Here is a 16,116-nt window from a genome sequence, read left to right as displayed (position 1 = left end):
CGGGCACACCCGAGCCGTCGCGCCGTCGTTGCCGGCGGCGCGACGCATCGGGCTGTTACTTCTCGATATTCTCGAAATCGAACTGGCCGTTCCAGGTCAGTTCGCCCTTCTTCACCTGCTTCCCCAGGCCCGCGGTAGCGATGAAATCGAGCACCGGAATGTCGGGCATATCGCGGAACAGCAAGCTCTGCGCCTGTGCGACCAGCTTGTAGGAATCGTCGTACGTCGGCGCGGCCAACGCGGCATCGATGAGCTTGTCGAACTCGGGGTTCGCGTAGTCGACGTTGTTGGTCCCCGCACCGGTGTAGTACTCGGCGGTGAGGAATTGCAGCATCGTCGGGTAGTCGCCCTGCCAGCCGTAGCGGAACGCCTTGCCGATGGTCCGCGCGGTGATCGCGGTCCGGACGTCCTTGAACGTCGGGTACGGCGCGCCGATGGCCTCGATGCCGAGGGTGTTCTTGATGCTGTTGGCCACCGCTTCGATCCAGGCCTGGTGGCCGCCGTCGGAGTTGTAGGCGATCTCGTAGCGGCCCGACCACGGGGAGATGGCGTTGGCCTGGGCCCACACCTTCTTGGCCTCGTCCGGGTTGTACTTCAGCACCTCGCTACCGGGCAGATTCCCGTTGAAGCCGGGCAGCGTGATCGCGGTGAAGTCGCGCGACGGCACCCTGGTGCGGTGGAAGATGTTCTCGCAGATCTGGTCTCGGTTGATCGCCATCGAGAGCGCCTTGCGGCGCAGCACGCCCTCTGCACCCCCGAAGTGCGGAATGTTGGTCTGGCTGCTGATGTGCTGGTTCTGCGCCGTCGGCTTGCGGATCGCCCGACCGCCGAGGTCCTTCTCGAACGTCGCCACCGCGCTGTCCGGGATGGTGTCGAGCGTGTCGAGGTTGCCTGCCGTCAGGTCCGCGTAGGCGGTGTCGTATGACTGGTACATCACGAACCGCAGGCCCTTGTTCTTGGCCGGGCGCGCGCCCTTGTAGTCCGGGTTGGGCACCAGATCGACCTTGACGTTGTGCTCCCACGCGCCGGTCCGCGCGAGCTTGTACGGGCCGTTGCCGATCGGGTTCTCGCCGAACGCCTTGATGTCCTTGAACGCCGCCTCCGGCAGCGGATAGAACGGGGTGAAGCCGAGCGCGAGTTCGAAGTCGATCGACGGGCTCTTCAGTGCGATGGTGAAGGTACGGTCGTCGACGACCTTCAGGCCCGACATCGTCTGTGCCGTCGGCTTTTCCGCCGCCACCTCGTCGTAGCCGACGATGTTGGCGAAGACGTAGCCCTGCAGCTGCGTGTTGCTGCCGAGCGCGGCGTAATTCCAGGCGTCCACATACGACTTCGCCGTCACCGTGGTGCCGTCGGAGAACTTCCAGTCCGGCTTGAGGGTGATCTTGTAGTTCTTCCGATCCGTCGAGTCGATCGACTGCGCCATGTCGTCATGGGCCACGCCGTTGGCGTCGTAGTACTTCAGCCCGGCGAAAAGCCGGTCGATGATGCGGCTGCCGTTGTTGTCGTTGCTGTTGGCCGGCAGCAACGGGTTCTGCGGCTCGGTGATATTGGTCGTGACGATGCCCGCGTCGGTGCTGTCATCCGACGAGCACGCGGCCAATCCCAGGCTTGTGGCCAGTAACACCGCCGCCGTCAACGCACCAGCTCTTGTGAATCTCACTGCGTTCTCCCCAGGTAGAGAAGGGGCAGAACCCGCGACATGCCTGAGGTCCACCAGCGCTTGCCGACACGATCTGCCTTGAATGTCCTCGGACAGTAGCGATTCCGCCGAGCGCTGTCATCAGATCGGCAGCTCCCGGCCGTTCTGGGCGGCGTTCGGCGCGCCCACGGCCTGGTGGATGGCGGCACGGAGTTGTTCGCGCAGCCAGCTGTGGGCCCGGTCGCCGTCGTAGCGCTGATGCCAGGCCGCGATCACCGGAATCGATATCGGCGCCAGCGGGAGCGGCACCAGCCGCAGTCCGAGTTCGGCCGCCACCGCGCCGGTCATCCGCTCCGGCACGGTGGCCACCAGCGCGCCGCGCTGGACGAACCGCAGCGCGGCGGCGACCGTCGGCACGGTGGCGACGACGCGACGGGTCAGCCCGCGCGCCTGCAGTAGATCGTCGATCGGATCGTGCAGGCGGCCGCGCCGGGACACCGTGATGTGTTCCGCGGCAACGTAATTCTCGATGGTGAAGGTGCCCGCCGGATGGTCGGCGGGCACGGCGACCACGAGGCGGTCGCGCGCCATGACGTCGTGCCGAATGTCTGCCGACACCGGCGGATTCGACCCGATCTCGAGATCGACATGACCGTGGCGCAGTTCGTCGGTATCGGCGTCCGTCTCGGCCAGCAGGCGCAGCCGGACGCCGGGTGCTTGCGCGCGGACCGCCGCGAGCAGCTCGGGTCCGATCGTATTGGCCACGGCGTCATGCCATTTCAGCGTGAACGTGCGATCGAGCGTCGCCAGGTCGAGGTCGTGTTCGGTGGACAGCACCAGCTGCGCCTGCTGCACCAGCGCGTGGACCTGTTCGCGCACCGCGAGGGCACGCGGCGTCGGCGTCATCGTCCGGCCGGTGCGGACCAGGATCTCGTCGCCCATCACCCGCCGGATCCGCCCGAGCGCCCGACTCACCGCCGGCGCGGTGAGATGCAGCCGGTCCGCCGCGCCGGCCACGCTGCCCTCCTCGAGCAGGGCGTCCAACGCGGTCAGCAGGTTCAAATCCAATTGCATGTGGGTAATTCTACAACTTACTGGAATGCATTTGACGACAACGATCGTGGCTCCTAGCGTTGCAGTAGCAACTCACGAAAACACTTCTCCCGATTTCTCTTTCGAACAGGATCACCATGTCGAACTTGCTGAATACCGAGACGGACCGCGAACTGCTCGGCGCGGTGGTTACCGCGGTGCAGGCTGCCGGGGCACACCTACGCGAACGCTTTGTGCCGAGCACCGAGCTGGACGATCTCGCGGCCGTAGTCGCCGCGATCCACGCCGCCGACGCGGAATCGCTGCCATTCCTGCGCGAACCCCTGCTGGCGGCCAGGCCGGGCTCCGGATGGATCGACGACGAACTGGCGGCAGGCGACTTGCCCGCGGGCGAATGGTGGGTAGCCGACACCGTGGAGGGGAATATCAACTACATCCACGGCATGACCGACTGGGCGGTGACCGCCACCCTCGTGCGGGACAACCGGCCGGTGCTGACCGCGGTACACCTCCCGCTGGTGGACGAGACCTACACCGCGGTGCTGGGCGGTGGCGCCTTCCGCAATGGCGTCCCGTTGCGCGCGTCGGCCAAGACGGACCTCGACGCCGCCCTCGTCGGCACCGGGCAGGCGAAGCCGGGCGAGGACCGAAACACCTTCCGCCGCATCGGCGAATCGGTCACCGCCATGCTCGACGCCGCCCTCGTCACCAAGGTGTCGGTGCCGGCGACGCTGCAGCTGATCCAGGTCGCGGCCGGGCGCTCGGACGTGTTCTGGCAGTTCAGCGACGTCCGCTCGGGACTGCTGCCCGGCGCGCTACTGGTGGCCGAGGCGGGTGGCACGGTCACCGACACCAGCGGCAACCCGTGGCAGCTGAGCAGCCCGGACTTCCTCGCGGCGGCTCCCGGCCTGCACGCGGCGGCGCAGCGTGTCCTCGCCACCATCCGTTGACCGAAACCCGTTGTCCCACAACCACTGAGGAACGCATCATGAGCACCATCGGAATCCTGGGATCCGGACGCGTCGCGACCGGGCTGGCGAACAAGCTGGCCATCGCCGGACACGACATCGTCGTCGGTACCAGAAATGTCGACGCGGTGAAATGGACCGGCGCCCCCGTCACCATCGCCGATTACGAGTCGGCGGCGCGACGCGCACACATCGTCATCAATGCCACCCCGGGCGACGGCGCGGTCGAACGACTCGGCGCACTGTCCGCCGCATTGGCCGACAAGATCCTCGTCGATGTCTCGAACTCGCACAGTCCCAGCGGATCCGGGCACAGTCTCGCCGAACGACTGCAAGAAGCCCTGCCCGAAACCCGAGTCGTGAAGACACTCAACACCATGTTCTTCACCGTCATGACCGACCCGCACAGCCTGCGCGTGCCCCCCACCGTATTCCTCTCCGGCACCGACACATCGGCGAAAGCAGTGGTCAAGACGCTGCTCACCGACCTCGGCTGGCCCACCGAGTGGATCGAGGACCTCGGCGACCTAACCACGGCCCGCGGCACGGAAGCCCTGATGCTGCTTGTCCCTTCGCTGATTCGAAATCGGGGATTTGTCCCTTTCGCCTTGACCATCGCGGCCTGAATACCCTGTGCCCTGGTGATTTCCGACAAACAATTTCGCCGGATTTCGTTGCGCGGAATTCGCGGAATCGATCACTCGACGCGGGCCGCGGAGTGAGAATGGAGGTGGCCTGATCCGGCTTCACGGGGACGTATCGGCTGTCGTGGCCGACAGAACATGTGGGGAAACACGATGAAAGTCAAAGGATTTGCCACCGCCCTGCTCGCAGTAGGCGCCACCGGAATCACCGCGGGCATCGTCAACGCCCAGCCAGTTATGCAACCATCGGCCGAGGTCAGCGTGTCCAGCGTCGATCATGGAGTCGGATACACCACGGCAACCGACGGCAGCGGGGTGAGCACCACCGTCAACGCCGGTGTCTTCGCGCTGACCAGCGATGCCGCCGCGGTCACCCTGACCGACGGCATCGGGAACGTCATCGCGACCCTGCCCACCTCGTTCACCGCCAACGGCCAAACCTTCGGCCTGCGGCCACAAATCAGCGACACCGGGCGCACCCTGACGATGACACCCGTCAGCGCCCCGGAAATCACCTCGCACCTAGCACAACTCGTCGATCAGCAAGACGACACGACCGCCCGCAAGCAGTACAACGCGGGCATCGGCGCCCTGATCGGCGCGGGCATCGGCGCGGTGATCGGCTTCTTCCTCGGCGGCGTCGGCGCACTGGTCACCATTCCCATCGGCGCGGGCATCGGCGCCCTGATCGGTTACTCCACACCGTGATTCCCTGAACCTCGGCTGACGCGGACACCCGCAGACTGTCCGCGTCAGCCGAGCAGTACGGCGGGTGCGCGTCGCGCCCGCCGCGATACCGCCGCGTAACGACCACGCTCGCACCCATTTCCCCAGTTCACATCTCGGGCTAATGTCGCAAGTCGTGGGACCCCCGGAAAGCGGGCAACCGCGCGAGGATGGTCGCCATGACCGACCACGTGCTCGCGATCGACCTCGGTAAAACAGGGTGCCGCAGCTCCCTTCGGCTCGACGGACGCGAGACGCGATCCGCCGACGGACCCGGCGCACCAGGGCTGGCGTACGCCGGCGGAGTCGCGGCGGCGGAGAGCGCTATCCGCGCGGTAGTCGATCAGTTGGCACTGACCGACACCGCATTCACACTGTTCATCGGTGCCGCGGGTGCCGCCGCCGCACCCGATGCGGCCGAACTCCTCGCGCGAGCGCTGACCGATATCCCTGGCGCGCAAGCGGTCGCAGTCGCCTCCGACGCCGTGACCGCGCATGCCGGGGCACTCGGTGGCGCACCCGGCGTCGTCTTGGCGGCCGGGACCGGAGCCGTGGCCACCGCGGTCGACGCGACGGGCCGATTCACCAGAACCGACGGCTGGGGCCCGCTACTCGGCGACGAAGGTGGCGGCGCGTGGATCGGCGTCGAAGGCTTGCGCGCCGCGCTGCGCTGCTATGACGGGCGCGACCCACACACCGAACTCGCGGCCAAAGCCGCCGAGCACTATGGGGTGCGGCTCGACGAACTGCCGAAACACCTCGGCCAGCACGAAAATCCGGCTCTGCTCGCCGCTCGCTTCGCCCCGGTCGTCGCCGCGACCGCCGCGACCGACGACACCGCGGCCGCCATCATGACCGCGGCCGGCCGCGCACTCGCGCGCACTGTCCGCGCCGCGATCGACCGCTCCGGCCTCGCCGCGCCCGTGCCGTACGCCATCACCGGCGGACTGGCCAACCTCGGCCCGGCGCTGCTCGATCCGCTCGACGCGGCGATAGCGCAGGTGATCGACCGCCGGACCGCACGCGGCGGCCCGATCGACGGTGCCGCGCTGCTCGCAGTTGACACGACAACTGTGCTGGAGACATTGGTGGTGCGAATCACGTGACACTCGTTGACAGAATCCACATCGACCCTGACACTTAATTTCATTCCGCCAGTCGCGTTACCGAGGAGCTGCGATGAACGCACTCAACGTCGCCGTCATCGTCGTCTACCTGATCGTCGTCGCGTGGATCGGCCTGCGCCTTTCCGGCAAACAGAAGTCGAGCAACGACTACTTCGTCGGCGAGGGCAAGATGCCGTGGTGGACGGTGTGCTTATCCGTCGTGGCGACCGAGACCAGCGTGCTCACGGTCATCTCGGTGCCCGGCGGCGCGTACACCGACCAGGCCTTCGGCAACGTCGAGCTGGCCATCGGATACATCATCGGCCGCACCGTCGTGGCCACCGCGCTGATCCCGCTGTACAAGCGCGGCGGGTTCGTCAGCGCCTACCAGTATCTCGAGCTGCGCTTCGGCCGCTACCTGCAGGGTGTCGCGTCGGTGACGTTCGTGTTCACCCGGCTGCTCGCCGAGGGCGTACGGCTGTTCGCCTCCGCCATCCCGATCAAGCTGCTGCTCGCCGAGTTCGGCCTCGACCTCGGCTACGACATCATCATCATCGTGCTGACGCTGCTGACCGTCGTGTACACCTACCTCGGCGGCATCAAGGCGGTGATCTGGACCGACGCGCTGCAGATGGGGCTGTATCTGTCCGGCGCGATCATCGCGATCGGCGTGCTCACCGGCCACGTCGGGGCCAAAGGCTGGTCGGACGCGTTGCACAACGGCAAGTTCCACATCTTCGATACCGACTTCGGCCTGGCGCACGTACTCACCAGCACCTTCGCCCTGCCGACGGCGATCATCGGCGGCGCGATCTTCGCGATGGCCTCGCACGGCTCCGATCAGCTGATCGTGCAGCGCATCCTGTCGACGCGGACGTTGCGCGACAGCCAGAAGGCGATGATCGGGTCCGGCATCTTCGTCGCCATCCAGTTCGCCGCGTTCTCGCTGGTCGGCGCGTTGCTGTGGTCGTACAACGGCGGCAAGACGCCCAAGGAGCTCGGCCTGGCCACCACCGACAACCTGTACCCGAACTTCATCCTGCACGGGTTGCCGGTGGTGATCTCCGGGCTGCTGGTCGCGGGCATTCTCGGCGCGGCCATGGGCTCGCTGTCCTCGGCGCTGAACTCGATGGCGAATTCGACCGTCGCCGACATCATCCGCAGCTTCTCCCGCCGCGAGATCTCCGACGAGGCGCTGCTGAAGCTGGCCCGCTACATGACGCTCGTCTGGGCGGTGCTGATGGCGCTGTTCGCGATGGGCTTCAGCGCGACGACCGGCAACGTGTACCTCACCGCGCTGACCATCGCCGGGTACACCTACGGCGCGCTGCTCGGCGCCTTCCTGCTCGGCCGGCTTGTCAAGCGCGCCAACCAGTTCGACGCGGTGCTGGCGTTCGTGGTGACGGTGATCGTGATGACGTTCGTGGTGCGGGTGATCAAGATCGACGTGACCGTCGCGGGCAAGGTGACCCAGAAGGGCATCGCCGCGCAGTGGCTGGTGCCGATCGGCGTGCTGGTCACGCTGGTCGTCGGCGGGGTGTCGAGCCTGTTCCATCCGGCGCCCGAACCCACACCTGCCGAGCCGGTCGAGGCGGTGGCCTAGTGCGCGTCATCGGTTTGATGTCCGGCACGTCGCACGATGCGATCGATGCGGTCGGCGCAGATATTCACCTGCGGGACAGCACCATTCACGTCGAGGTGGTCGGGCAGCTCAGCCGCACCTACCCCGATCGACTGCGCGCCGAGCTCATCGCCGCGTTGCCGCCCGGCACGGTCGATATGGCTACCGTGTGCCGACTCGATACCGCGATCGGACAGGAGTTCGCCGCGGCCGCCGATGCGGCGGTGCGCGAGTTCTTCGGCGGCACCGCCGATCTCGTCGCGTCGCACGGACAGACGGTTTACCACTGGGTGGCCGACGGAAAGGCTTACGGCACACTGCAACTCGGCCAGCCGTCGTGGATCGCGGAGCTGACCGGACTACCGGTCGTCAGCGATTTCCGCTCGCGCGATATCGCCGCCGGCGGGCAGGGCGCCCCACTGGTGGCGCTGTTCGACCTGTTGTGGCTCGCGGGTCGGTCCGGACGTTCGGCCGCACTCAATATCGGCGGCATCGCGAACGCGACCGTCACCGGCGCCTCCCCCATCGCCTTCGACACCGGACCGGGCAACGCCCTCATCGACGCGGCCGTCGAACTGGCGACCGGCGGCGCGGAACACTTCGACCGGGACGGCGTGCGCGCCGCCCGGGGCACGGTCGACGAGCAGCTGCTGAAAACCCTTCTCGCCGACAGCTACTACCGGGCGGCGCCGCCGAAGACGACCGGCAAGGAGCTGTTCAACCGCGCTTATGTCGAACGAGTGTTGCCGGACTACCCGCTGACCGCGGACGATATCGTCGCCACCATGACCGCCCTGACCGCACATACCATCGCCGACGCAGTGGCCCCCTTCGAGCCGGACGAAGTGATCGTGTCCGGCGGCGGGACCCGAAATCCGACGTTGATGGGCATGCTCGGCGCGCGACTGGGTACCGCGACCCTATGCACCTCCGACCAGCTCGGGCTGCCCTCGGCCGCCAAGGAGGCCGCGGCGTTCGCCGTGCTCGGTTTCCTCACGATGCACGGGCTGCCCGGTAGTCATGCGACGTGCACCGGTGCCACCCGTGCGACGGTGCTCGGTTCGATCACGCCGGGCGCGGGCCGGCTCACGCTGCCCGAAACGCCCGGCGCGGCACCGCGACAGCTGAGGCTGGTGAGCCATGTCCGAGGGTGACGACGTTCGCACGCGCTTACTCGGGGCGATCCCGCGGCTCACACCGACCGGGCTGCGGGTCGCCCAGGTCATCCGCGACGATCCCGCCGCCGCAGCGCAATTGACGGTGAGCGAGCTCGCCGAGCGCGCCTCGACCAGCACCTCCGCGGTCGTCCGATTGTCCAAAGCCCTTGGCTACGAAGGCTATCCGCAGCTGCGGCTGGCGCTGGCGGCCACCAGCAAGGACGACGGCTCGCCGGTGTTCGCGACCGACATCGCCGGCGACGACCCGCTGTCGAAGGTGCTGCACAAGCTCACCGCCTTCGAGACCGAGGGCATGGTGGCCACCGCCGACCTCGCCGATCCGGCCACCATGGGCGCGGTCGTCGACGCCCTGGTGCACGCGCGGCGGATACAGCTCATCGGAATCGGCGCGTCCGGACTGGTCGCGATGGACATGGGGCAGAAGCTGACCCGGATCGGCATGTGGTGTTTCGCCTGCACCTCGGAGGACGACGCGCTGGTCCAGGCCAGCCTGCTGGAGGCCGACGACGTGATCATCGCCTTCTCGCATTCGGGCGAGACCGCCGCCGTGATCGACGCCGTCGACCGGGCCGCGGGCAGGCAGACCACGACCGTCGCCGTCACCGCGGGCGCACAGTCCAGGCTGGCGCGGTCGGCGGCACACACGGTGCTGGTGGCCGGGCGCGAGGACGGTTTCCGTTCCGCCGCGATGGCGAGCCGGATGAGCCAGCTACTGATCGTCGACGCTCTCTACATCGGAGTCCTGCAACGCACACCTTCGGCCGCGATCGCGCTGCGCCGAACCTACGACGCCGTGGCGGATCGCCGGATCTCGCGCGGCACCAGAAAGGCGCCATGACTGCCCCACTCGTTCGACCGGCACTGCCGTATGACCCAGGAGGCGATATGAGCGAGCTCAGCACTTTGACCACCGAAGAGGCGAATCCGCGGACATCCGCGCTCGACTCCATGTCGGTCGAAGAGTTGTTGCGCACCATGAACTCCGAGGACGCGGGCATAGCTTCCGCTGTCGGACAGGCGATTCCGGAGATCACCAGGGCGGTCGACCTGATCGTCGCCGCGCGCAGGCACGGCGGCCGGTTGATCTATGTCGGCGCGGGGACCAGCGGCAGGCTCGGCGTGCTCGACGCGGTCGAGTGCCCGCCCACCTTCGGCACCGCGCCCGATGAGGTCATCGGGCTCATCGCGGGCGGCTCGGTCGCGTTCGCGCACGCGGTCGAGGGCGCCGAGGACGATCCGGCGCGGGCCGTCGACGACCTGTCCGATATCGACCTGACCGCCGACGACGTGATCGTGGCGCTGGCGGCGAGCGGCCGCACCCCGTACGCGATCGGCGCATTGCGGCACGGCCGCGCCATCGGCGCCGCCACCGTGGGCGTCTCCTGCAATCGCGGCGCAGAGCTGACCGCGTACGCCGACGTCGGCATCGAAATCGAAACGGGCCCCGAGGTTTTGACCGGTTCCACCCGGCTCAAGGCGGGCACGGCGCAGAAGATGGTGTGCAACATGCTGTCGACCGCGACCATGGTGCAGTCCGGCAAGGTCTACGGCAACCTCATGGTCGACCTGAAGCCGACCAACGCCAAGCTCGTCGACCGGTCCCGCCGCATCATCGCCGACGCCACCGGCGTAGACCTCGACACCGCGGCCGCGCTGCTCGATGCGGCCGACGGGCACCCGAAGACCGCGATCGTCATGCAGCTGGCCGGCGCCGACGTGGCGACGGCCCGGCGGCTGCTCGCGGGGGCCGGTGGATTCGTCCGGACCGCCGTCGGCAACGACGGGTAGGCGCGCCAGCGGCTCCGGCGCCGCGCCCGGCGGTACCGTGCAGCTATGCCCTTCGTGATCGATGGTCCGATGACGTGCTACCTGATGCCCGACGACCACGCGGAAGCCGAGCAACGGTTCCTCGAACTGGTCGCCGGGCCCGGCGAAACCTGGCTCATCGCCTACGGTTTCACGCTGACCGGCGCCGCCGACAACCTGATCGCCGCCCACCAGAAGGGCGTGCCGCTGCACCTGTATCTCGACTACACCCAATCCTCGGGCCACACCCAGCAGCCGATCGTGCAGCGGCTCGTCGACGCGGGCGTCGAGGTCACCATCGGCACCAGCACCAGCGGCCGCAAATACATCTGCCACACCAAGGGGCTGGTGGTGGACGCGCCGAGCGGCCCGCAGTGCTGGGAGGGCTCGGTCAACTTCAGCACCAGCGGCTGGTTGCAGGTCAACACCGCGATGAACTTCGGCGCGCAGACCTGGCGCGACCATTTCGTCGCCCAGTTCAACACCCTGCGCCACTACGCCTGGACCGAGGAACGCGAACTACAACTCATGAAGGCACCGCCGGTCGACTTCGGCGACGACTCCATCCCGATGCTCCCGCTCTCCGTCTGAGCGCGACGCGGCTGAGCCGATCGCACCGATAGGAAGGGGTACCCGCGATGGGTATCAAAACCGCAGCGCGCCTGGCACTTTCCGCGCTGGCCGCGGTCGCGTTCTGCGCCGGATGCAGTTCCGGCAAGACACCCGACAACACCGAGCCCATCGCGTGGGGCCCCTGCCCATCGGAGTACGGCACCGCCGTCCAGTGTGCGACCGTCGATGTGCCGCTCGACTGGAACAGCCCGGGCGGCAAGAAGATTCAGGTCGGCGTCAACCGGCTCCCCGCGACCGACCCGGCGCGGAAGATCGGGGATCTGGTGTTCAACCCGGGCGGGCCCGGCGGCGCGGGCACCGAGCTCGTGGCCGCCGAAGGTGCCCGACCCGGCCTCTTCCCGGCGAGCATCCGGCAGCGCTTCGACCTGATCGGATTCGATCCGCGCGGAGTCGGCACCAGTCAGCCCGCCATTCATTGCGATCCGGACCTCGCCAACCGGCCGCCGAACCAATTCCCCAGCAGCCAGCAGGAATTCGACAGTCTGGTGGCCGCGAATCGCGCGTTCGGCGAGTCCTGCCAGCGCCTGACCGGCGATCTGCTCGACCATGTCGACACGGTGAACGTCGCCCGCGATCTGGAGGTGCTGCGCCAACGCCTCGGCGGCGCGCCGTTGAACTACCTCGGCCTGTCCTACGGCACCGAGATCGGCGCGGAGTACGCCCGCCTCTTCCCCGACAAGAGCCGCACCCTGGCGCTCGACGGTGCCCTCGTCCACTCGCAACCGGCCGGCACCATGAGCTACTACGAATCCATCGCCTTCGAAGACAGCTGGAACCGCTTCACTCAGTGGTGCCGTTCCGGCACCGAATGTGTGCTGCGCGACCAGGATCCGTCCAAGGTCTTGGCTGATCTGGTCGCCCGGTCCGGGCAACAGCCGCTACCCGCTCCAGGCTGCCAGACCTCCGGCGCTTGCCGCAACGGCGTCGGCACCTTCGACCTGCTGACCAGCATCCAGGCGCAGCTGATCTTCAAGGACCCCATCCCGAACATCGGCACCCCGGGCTGGCCCGGCCTCGCCGCCGCGCTCGACCAGGCCCGCAACGGTGATGCGAGCGGGTTGGCCCCGCAGGTGCAGACCGCCGAGAGCAACCACGGCGACCTCGCCGTCGGCTGCGCCGATTTCCAGGCCGACTTCCACACCTACCCGGCATTGCAAGCCCAGCAGACACTGCTCAGCACCGTCGCGCCGCACACTCGCGGCGTCAGCCAGTCCTACGGCTACGTCGCGCAGTGCCAGGGCTGGCCTGCCGAATTCTCCAATCCGCCAAGGGAATTCAGCGCCAAGCCGACCATCGCCGCGCTGATCGTCAACGCCACCCACGACCCGTCGACGTCCTACGGCTGGGCGCAGCTGATGCTGACCCAGATTCAAGGTGCCGTCCTGGTGACCCGGGATGGCGACGGACACACGTCCTTCCTCCACCCGGGCCGCACCCAGGACACCATCGCCCGCTATCTCATCGACGGCACCGCACCCGCCACGGGCCTCCTGTTGCCCGACTAGCCGTCAGTCCTTCGGCCAGTGCCGATCCAGGAAGTCGGCGATCAGCGGCGCGATATCGGGGAGCTTCTCCTCCAGGGCGAAGTGGCCGGTGTCGAACAGGTGCAGTTCGGCGTCGGGCACGTCATAGAGGTATGCGTGCGCGCCGGGTTCCGGGAAGAACGGATCGTTGCGGCCCCAGATGATCAGGGTCGGCGGGGTCGCGGTGCGCAGCCAGTCCTGCCACTGCGGATACTGCGCGACGTTGGCGTGGTAGTCGAAGGCAAGGGCCACTTGGGCTTCCTTACGTCCGGGCAAGTCGAGGAAGTGCTGGTCGAGAGTCCAGCCGTCCGGCGCGAGCAGGTCGGGATCGAAGACGCCGTGTTCGTACTGGCCGCGGGTGCCGGGCAGGGTGAGCAGGTCGCGGATCGCGGGCTCGGCCTCGGGCTGGTCCGGGCGCAATGCGACGAAATCGCGGGCCCCGTCGGAAAGGCCTTCCTCGTAAGCGTTCCCGTTCTGCACCACCAGACCGGCGACCCATTCGGGGTGCCTGGTCGCGATGCGGAAGCCGACCGGCGCACCGAAATCGAAGGCGTACAAGAAGAATCGGGTCAGTTCCAGCTGCTCCAGGAAGCCTTCGACGATGTCGGCCAGCCGCTCGAACGAGTAGGTGAACGACTCGGGTGCCTCCGTGTGCCCGAAGCCAGGATAGTCGGGCGCGATGAGCCGGTAGCTGCCACCGAGCGCGTCGATCAGCCGACGGAATTGGTGCGAGGCCGACGGGAAACCGTGCAGCAGCAACAGCACCGGCGCGTCGTCGGGCCCGGCCTGCCGGTAGAACACCCGAACCCCATCGACCTCGACGAACCTGTGCTCGACCCGAGGTAAATCATTAACCGGCATCGCTGATCCTTCTCCTGATAGCCCAATCCCGGCGCCGCAGCGCCGGGCCTTGTGAAACCACCGGGAGTACGCGGGCATTCCCCGCGGCCCCAGCCGCTCGTGGCCGGGGCCGGATCCACTACTGCGACACCGAACCCATCGCGACCCGGTTCAGGGTGAAAGTGCCCAGATCGATCTTCTTGTGATCGGTGGTCGTGTTGACCACGTCGGCGGTAAAACTGATCGGCTTGTTGTTCGCATCGCACATCACCGTCGACACGAGGGCGTCGACCGTACTGCCGTCACCGATAAGCTGCGTTCCGCTCCATTTTGTCAGCACATTCTTTGCGTCCACCGTGAATTGGCCGAGCCAGACCACCGGCTCCGACCCCGCTTTGGTGTACTTCGTCTCCCCGAAGCCGATCATGCCATTGAATCCGGTGACCAGCGTATTGTGCTCGCCCCCTTTCCATCCCCCGTCATAGGCGTTGCGATCCGACACAGCCGCACAGGTAGCCGCATGTGCGGCCGGCGCAACCCCGACCAGCATTCCCACCCCGAACACACCAGCCAACACCAGTACGAAGCCCTTCACGGACCTCAGGATATTTCCAGGTAGCACGTTTTCGAGTCCCTTCCATTTCCGGTAGCCGACATAACCGACCAGCCAGTATTGCAAGAGAATTCACGCGCACCGGCGCGGGCACGCGGAGGAATTAATCCGGCATTCCGTTTCAGGACTCCAGTTGCGGATTTTCGCGGCGGGCGCGGGCGCGGCGTTTGCCCTCGTGCATTGCCTGGACGCGCGCGACGGGAATGGTGTGCCCTTCCGCGACGAGATCGGCGGGCAGCGTTTGTGGTTCGGGCATTTCGTCGGCCCAGGGATCGCGGTCACCGAGTTGGGTCGGCGCGCTACGGACGGTGAAATCGCGGGGCGCGATGTTGTCCAGGTCGGACCAGCCGACGGGGAACGACACCGTGGTGCCCGGCCGAATCCGCGGACTGTAGGCGGCGACCACGGTCGCGCCGCCCGCGCGGGTGGAGTCGAGGAAGACGCGGCCGCCGCGGTCCTCGACGATGAAGGCGGTGGTCGCGAGGTCCGGATCGAGGCGCTCGGCGCGGGCCGCGACCGCACGCGTCGCCGCGGCGACGTCATCGATGGCGAGGCCGGGTACCAGCGGCACGAACACGTGCACGCCCTTGGCGCCGCTGGTTTTCACCGCACCGGCGAGTCCGTCGTTGGCGAGCGCCTCGCGGATCAGCTTCGCGGCGAGCACGGCCTGACGGAACGGCTGATCCGGCGGCGGGTCGAGATCGAGGATCATGTGCGTGGGGCCCTGGCTGCGATCGGCGAGCAGCAGGGTCGGGTGGTACTCGACCGCGCGCTGATTGCCGAACCACAACAGCGTGCGCACGTCGTTGCCGAGGGCGTAAGTCACCTCGCGGTGCGAACTCTCGGCCCACACCGTCACCCTGGGCAACCAGTCGGGCGTGTATTTGGGCAGGTTCTTCTGCATGAACGGTTCCTGCCCCGGCCGGACCCGTTTCACCGACAGCGGGCGGTCCCGCAGCTGCCGCACGAGCCGCTCGCCGACGGCCTCGAGATAGTCGACCAGATCGCGCTTGGTCGCCTCGGCACCGTCGAACAGTGGCTTGTCGAGATTGGTCAGCGTTACTCCGTCGCGGACCTCTTCACTGCCCATCGGCTCACCTTGCCCGCCGTGGCGGACGCGGTCAACCCGGGTGTTTTACCGGCGGCAACGCAGCGAGCGCATCGACGACCGTGCGGTGGCGCCCGTCGGCGTCGCGGCCGAGCTGCGGCCAGCCCGTGCCGTCGGGACCGCACAGCTGCGTCCAGATCGCGCGGGTTCGGTCGAGCAGTTCGCGTTGTTCGTCGTCGCCGAGCGCCCCGAGGAAGTCGTCCGGAAAGCAGGCCTCACCCAGCCAGGCCATCGGATCAATCTTGGCGCCGGGGTCGTACCCGTGCGGCATGACGCTCAGATGCAGGTGCGGGCCGGTCGATCCGCCGTTGTTGCCCACGTAGGCGATCAGTTGCCCCGCCTCGACGCGGTCACCCGCCGACAGCCCGGTCGCGCCCGCATCCCACATGTGTCCGTATTCGCTCACCCCGCCACCGTCCGCGGCCGGATGGTCGATCACGATCCACTCGCCATATCCCGCCGCGGCCCCGAGATACAGCACGGTGCCGCCCGCGCATGCGTAGATCGGGGTGCCGTCGGGTGCGGGAAAATCCTGCCCGCTGTGAAACCCGTCGTCGCGCGGGCCGAACGGCGAACCGATGGTGAGTGTTTCTCGGGCGATGGGCCAGTATCGGGTCATGGGTGCCCTCCTCTCCGATCCGGATATCGGGAGGAG

The 16,116-nt window shown here is 67.6% G+C and carries 16 protein-coding genes; 10 read left to right on the top strand and 6 right to left on the bottom strand.

Annotated elements, in window-relative coordinates:
* Positions 1-55: 55 nt before the first annotated feature.
* The gene (locus ACFWF1_RS14520) at positions 56-1,663 is read right to left on the bottom strand and encodes an ABC transporter substrate-binding protein (RefSeq protein ID WP_379288140.1); all 1,608 of its coding nucleotides are present in this window, start codon (positions 1,661-1,663) and stop codon (positions 56-58) included.
* 120 nt (positions 1,664-1,783) lie between these two features.
* Positions 1,784-2,716, bottom strand: a complete 933-nt coding sequence (locus ACFWF1_RS14515) for a LysR family transcriptional regulator (protein ID WP_379288141.1) — start codon at positions 2,714-2,716, stop codon at positions 1,784-1,786.
* A 116-nt stretch (positions 2,717-2,832) separates the two neighbouring features.
* On the opposite strand from ACFWF1_RS14515, the gene ACFWF1_RS14510 reads away from it, so the two are divergent.
* The 10 genes from ACFWF1_RS14510 (at position 2,833) to ACFWF1_RS14465 (ending at position 12,882) form a co-directional block, all read left to right on the top strand.
* Complete coding sequence (locus ACFWF1_RS14510) at positions 2,833-3,645, top strand: inositol monophosphatase family protein (RefSeq protein ID WP_379288143.1); 813 nt, start codon at positions 2,833-2,835, stop codon at positions 3,643-3,645.
* Positions 3,646-3,683: 38 nt separating this feature from the next.
* Complete coding sequence (locus ACFWF1_RS14505) at positions 3,684-4,289, top strand: NADPH-dependent F420 reductase (RefSeq protein WP_379288145.1); 606 nt, start codon at positions 3,684-3,686, stop codon at positions 4,287-4,289.
* Between the two features lie 171 nt (positions 4,290-4,460).
* Complete coding sequence (locus tag ACFWF1_RS14500) at positions 4,461-5,015, top strand: hypothetical protein (protein ID WP_379288146.1); 555 nt, start codon at positions 4,461-4,463, stop codon at positions 5,013-5,015.
* Positions 5,016-5,212: 197 nt separating this feature from the next.
* The gene (locus tag ACFWF1_RS14495) at positions 5,213-6,139 is read left to right on the top strand and encodes a BadF/BadG/BcrA/BcrD ATPase family protein (protein WP_379288148.1); all 927 of its coding nucleotides are present in this window, start codon (positions 5,213-5,215) and stop codon (positions 6,137-6,139) included.
* A 73-nt stretch (positions 6,140-6,212) separates the two neighbouring features.
* Positions 6,213-7,742 carry a sodium:solute symporter gene (locus ACFWF1_RS14490; RefSeq protein ID WP_379288150.1) on the top strand — a complete coding sequence of 510 codons (1,530 nt, stop codon included), beginning with the start codon at positions 6,213-6,215 and terminating at the stop codon, positions 7,740-7,742.
* Positions 7,742-8,914 carry an anhydro-N-acetylmuramic acid kinase gene (locus ACFWF1_RS14485; protein ID WP_379288152.1) on the top strand — a complete coding sequence of 391 codons (1,173 nt, stop codon included), beginning with the start codon at positions 7,742-7,744 and terminating at the stop codon, positions 8,912-8,914. Before ACFWF1_RS14490 ends, ACFWF1_RS14485 begins: the two co-directional genes overlap by 1 nt.
* A complete protein-coding gene (locus ACFWF1_RS14480) occupies positions 8,901-9,776 on the top strand; it encodes a MurR/RpiR family transcriptional regulator (RefSeq protein ID WP_379288154.1) in 876 nt (291 codons plus the stop codon). The genes ACFWF1_RS14485 and ACFWF1_RS14480 overlap by 14 nt, the downstream gene beginning before the upstream one ends.
* A gap of 47 nt (positions 9,777-9,823) precedes the next feature.
* Positions 9,824-10,726, top strand: coding sequence for an N-acetylmuramic acid 6-phosphate etherase (gene murQ, locus ACFWF1_RS14475; protein ID WP_379288156.1), 903 nt, complete (start codon positions 9,824-9,826; stop codon positions 10,724-10,726).
* 45 nt (positions 10,727-10,771) lie between these two features.
* On the top strand, positions 10,772-11,335 hold the full coding sequence (locus tag ACFWF1_RS14470) for a phospholipase D-like domain-containing protein (RefSeq protein WP_379288158.1): 564 nt from the start codon (positions 10,772-10,774) through the stop codon (positions 11,333-11,335).
* Between the two features lie 47 nt (positions 11,336-11,382).
* Complete coding sequence (locus ACFWF1_RS14465) at positions 11,383-12,882, top strand: alpha/beta hydrolase (RefSeq protein ID WP_379288159.1); 1,500 nt, start codon at positions 11,383-11,385, stop codon at positions 12,880-12,882.
* A gap of 3 nt (positions 12,883-12,885) precedes the next feature.
* Here the strand turns inward: ACFWF1_RS14465 and ACFWF1_RS14460 are convergent, their stop codons facing one another.
* From ACFWF1_RS14460 to ACFWF1_RS14445, 4 genes are all read right to left on the bottom strand, one after another.
* On the bottom strand, positions 12,886-13,761 hold the full coding sequence (locus ACFWF1_RS14460) for an alpha/beta fold hydrolase (RefSeq protein ID WP_379288161.1): 876 nt from the start codon (positions 13,759-13,761) through the stop codon (positions 12,886-12,888).
* Positions 13,762-13,879: 118 nt separating this feature from the next.
* Positions 13,880-14,335: a hypothetical protein gene (locus ACFWF1_RS14455; RefSeq protein WP_379288163.1), complete on the bottom strand. Its 456-nt coding sequence runs from the start codon at positions 14,333-14,335 to the stop codon at positions 13,880-13,882.
* 139 nt (positions 14,336-14,474) lie between these two features.
* Positions 14,475-15,443: a DNA polymerase domain-containing protein gene (locus ACFWF1_RS14450; RefSeq protein ID WP_379288165.1), complete on the bottom strand. Its 969-nt coding sequence runs from the start codon at positions 15,441-15,443 to the stop codon at positions 14,475-14,477.
* A gap of 31 nt (positions 15,444-15,474) precedes the next feature.
* Positions 15,475-16,080 (bottom strand): M23 family metallopeptidase, encoded by a 606-nt coding sequence (locus ACFWF1_RS14445; protein ID WP_379288167.1) that lies wholly within the window; start codon positions 16,078-16,080, stop codon positions 15,475-15,477.
* Between the last annotated feature and the right edge of the window lie 36 nt (positions 16,081-16,116).

This window comes from Nocardia sp. NPDC060255, assembly GCF_042727395.1.
Classification (GTDB): Bacteria; Actinomycetota; Actinomycetes; order Mycobacteriales; family Mycobacteriaceae; genus Nocardia.
This window is presented reverse-complemented; position numbering and strand designations above follow the sequence as displayed.

Excerpts from the sequence above, each read along its gene's own strand:
- ACFWF1_RS14515 (WP_379288141.1), bottom strand. The coding sequence starts at position 2,716 with ATGCAATTGGATTTGAACCTGCTGACCGCGTTGGACGCCCTGCTCGAG.
- ACFWF1_RS14510 (WP_379288143.1), top strand. The coding sequence starts at position 2,833 with ATGTCGAACTTGCTGAATACCGAGACGGACCGCGAACTGCTCGGCGCG.
- ACFWF1_RS14505 (WP_379288145.1), top strand. The coding sequence starts at position 3,684 with ATGAGCACCATCGGAATCCTGGGATCCGGACGCGTCGCGACCGGGCTG.
- ACFWF1_RS14500 (WP_379288146.1), top strand. The coding sequence starts at position 4,461 with ATGAAAGTCAAAGGATTTGCCACCGCCCTGCTCGCAGTAGGCGCCACC.
- ACFWF1_RS14495 (WP_379288148.1), top strand. The coding sequence starts at position 5,213 with ATGACCGACCACGTGCTCGCGATCGACCTCGGTAAAACAGGGTGCCGC.
- ACFWF1_RS14490 (WP_379288150.1), top strand. The coding sequence starts at position 6,213 with ATGAACGCACTCAACGTCGCCGTCATCGTCGTCTACCTGATCGTCGTC.
- ACFWF1_RS14480 (WP_379288154.1), top strand. The coding sequence starts at position 8,901 with ATGTCCGAGGGTGACGACGTTCGCACGCGCTTACTCGGGGCGATCCCG.
- murQ (WP_379288156.1), top strand. The coding sequence starts at position 9,824 with ATGAGCGAGCTCAGCACTTTGACCACCGAAGAGGCGAATCCGCGGACA.
- ACFWF1_RS14470 (WP_379288158.1), top strand. The coding sequence starts at position 10,772 with ATGCCCTTCGTGATCGATGGTCCGATGACGTGCTACCTGATGCCCGAC.
- ACFWF1_RS14465 (WP_379288159.1), top strand. The coding sequence starts at position 11,383 with ATGGGTATCAAAACCGCAGCGCGCCTGGCACTTTCCGCGCTGGCCGCG.
- ACFWF1_RS14460 (WP_379288161.1), bottom strand. The coding sequence starts at position 13,761 with ATGCCGGTTAATGATTTACCTCGGGTCGAGCACAGGTTCGTCGAGGTC.
- ACFWF1_RS14450 (WP_379288165.1), bottom strand. The coding sequence starts at position 15,443 with ATGGGCAGTGAAGAGGTCCGCGACGGAGTAACGCTGACCAATCTCGAC.
- ACFWF1_RS14445 (WP_379288167.1), bottom strand. The coding sequence starts at position 16,080 with ATGACCCGATACTGGCCCATCGCCCGAGAAACACTCACCATCGGTTCG.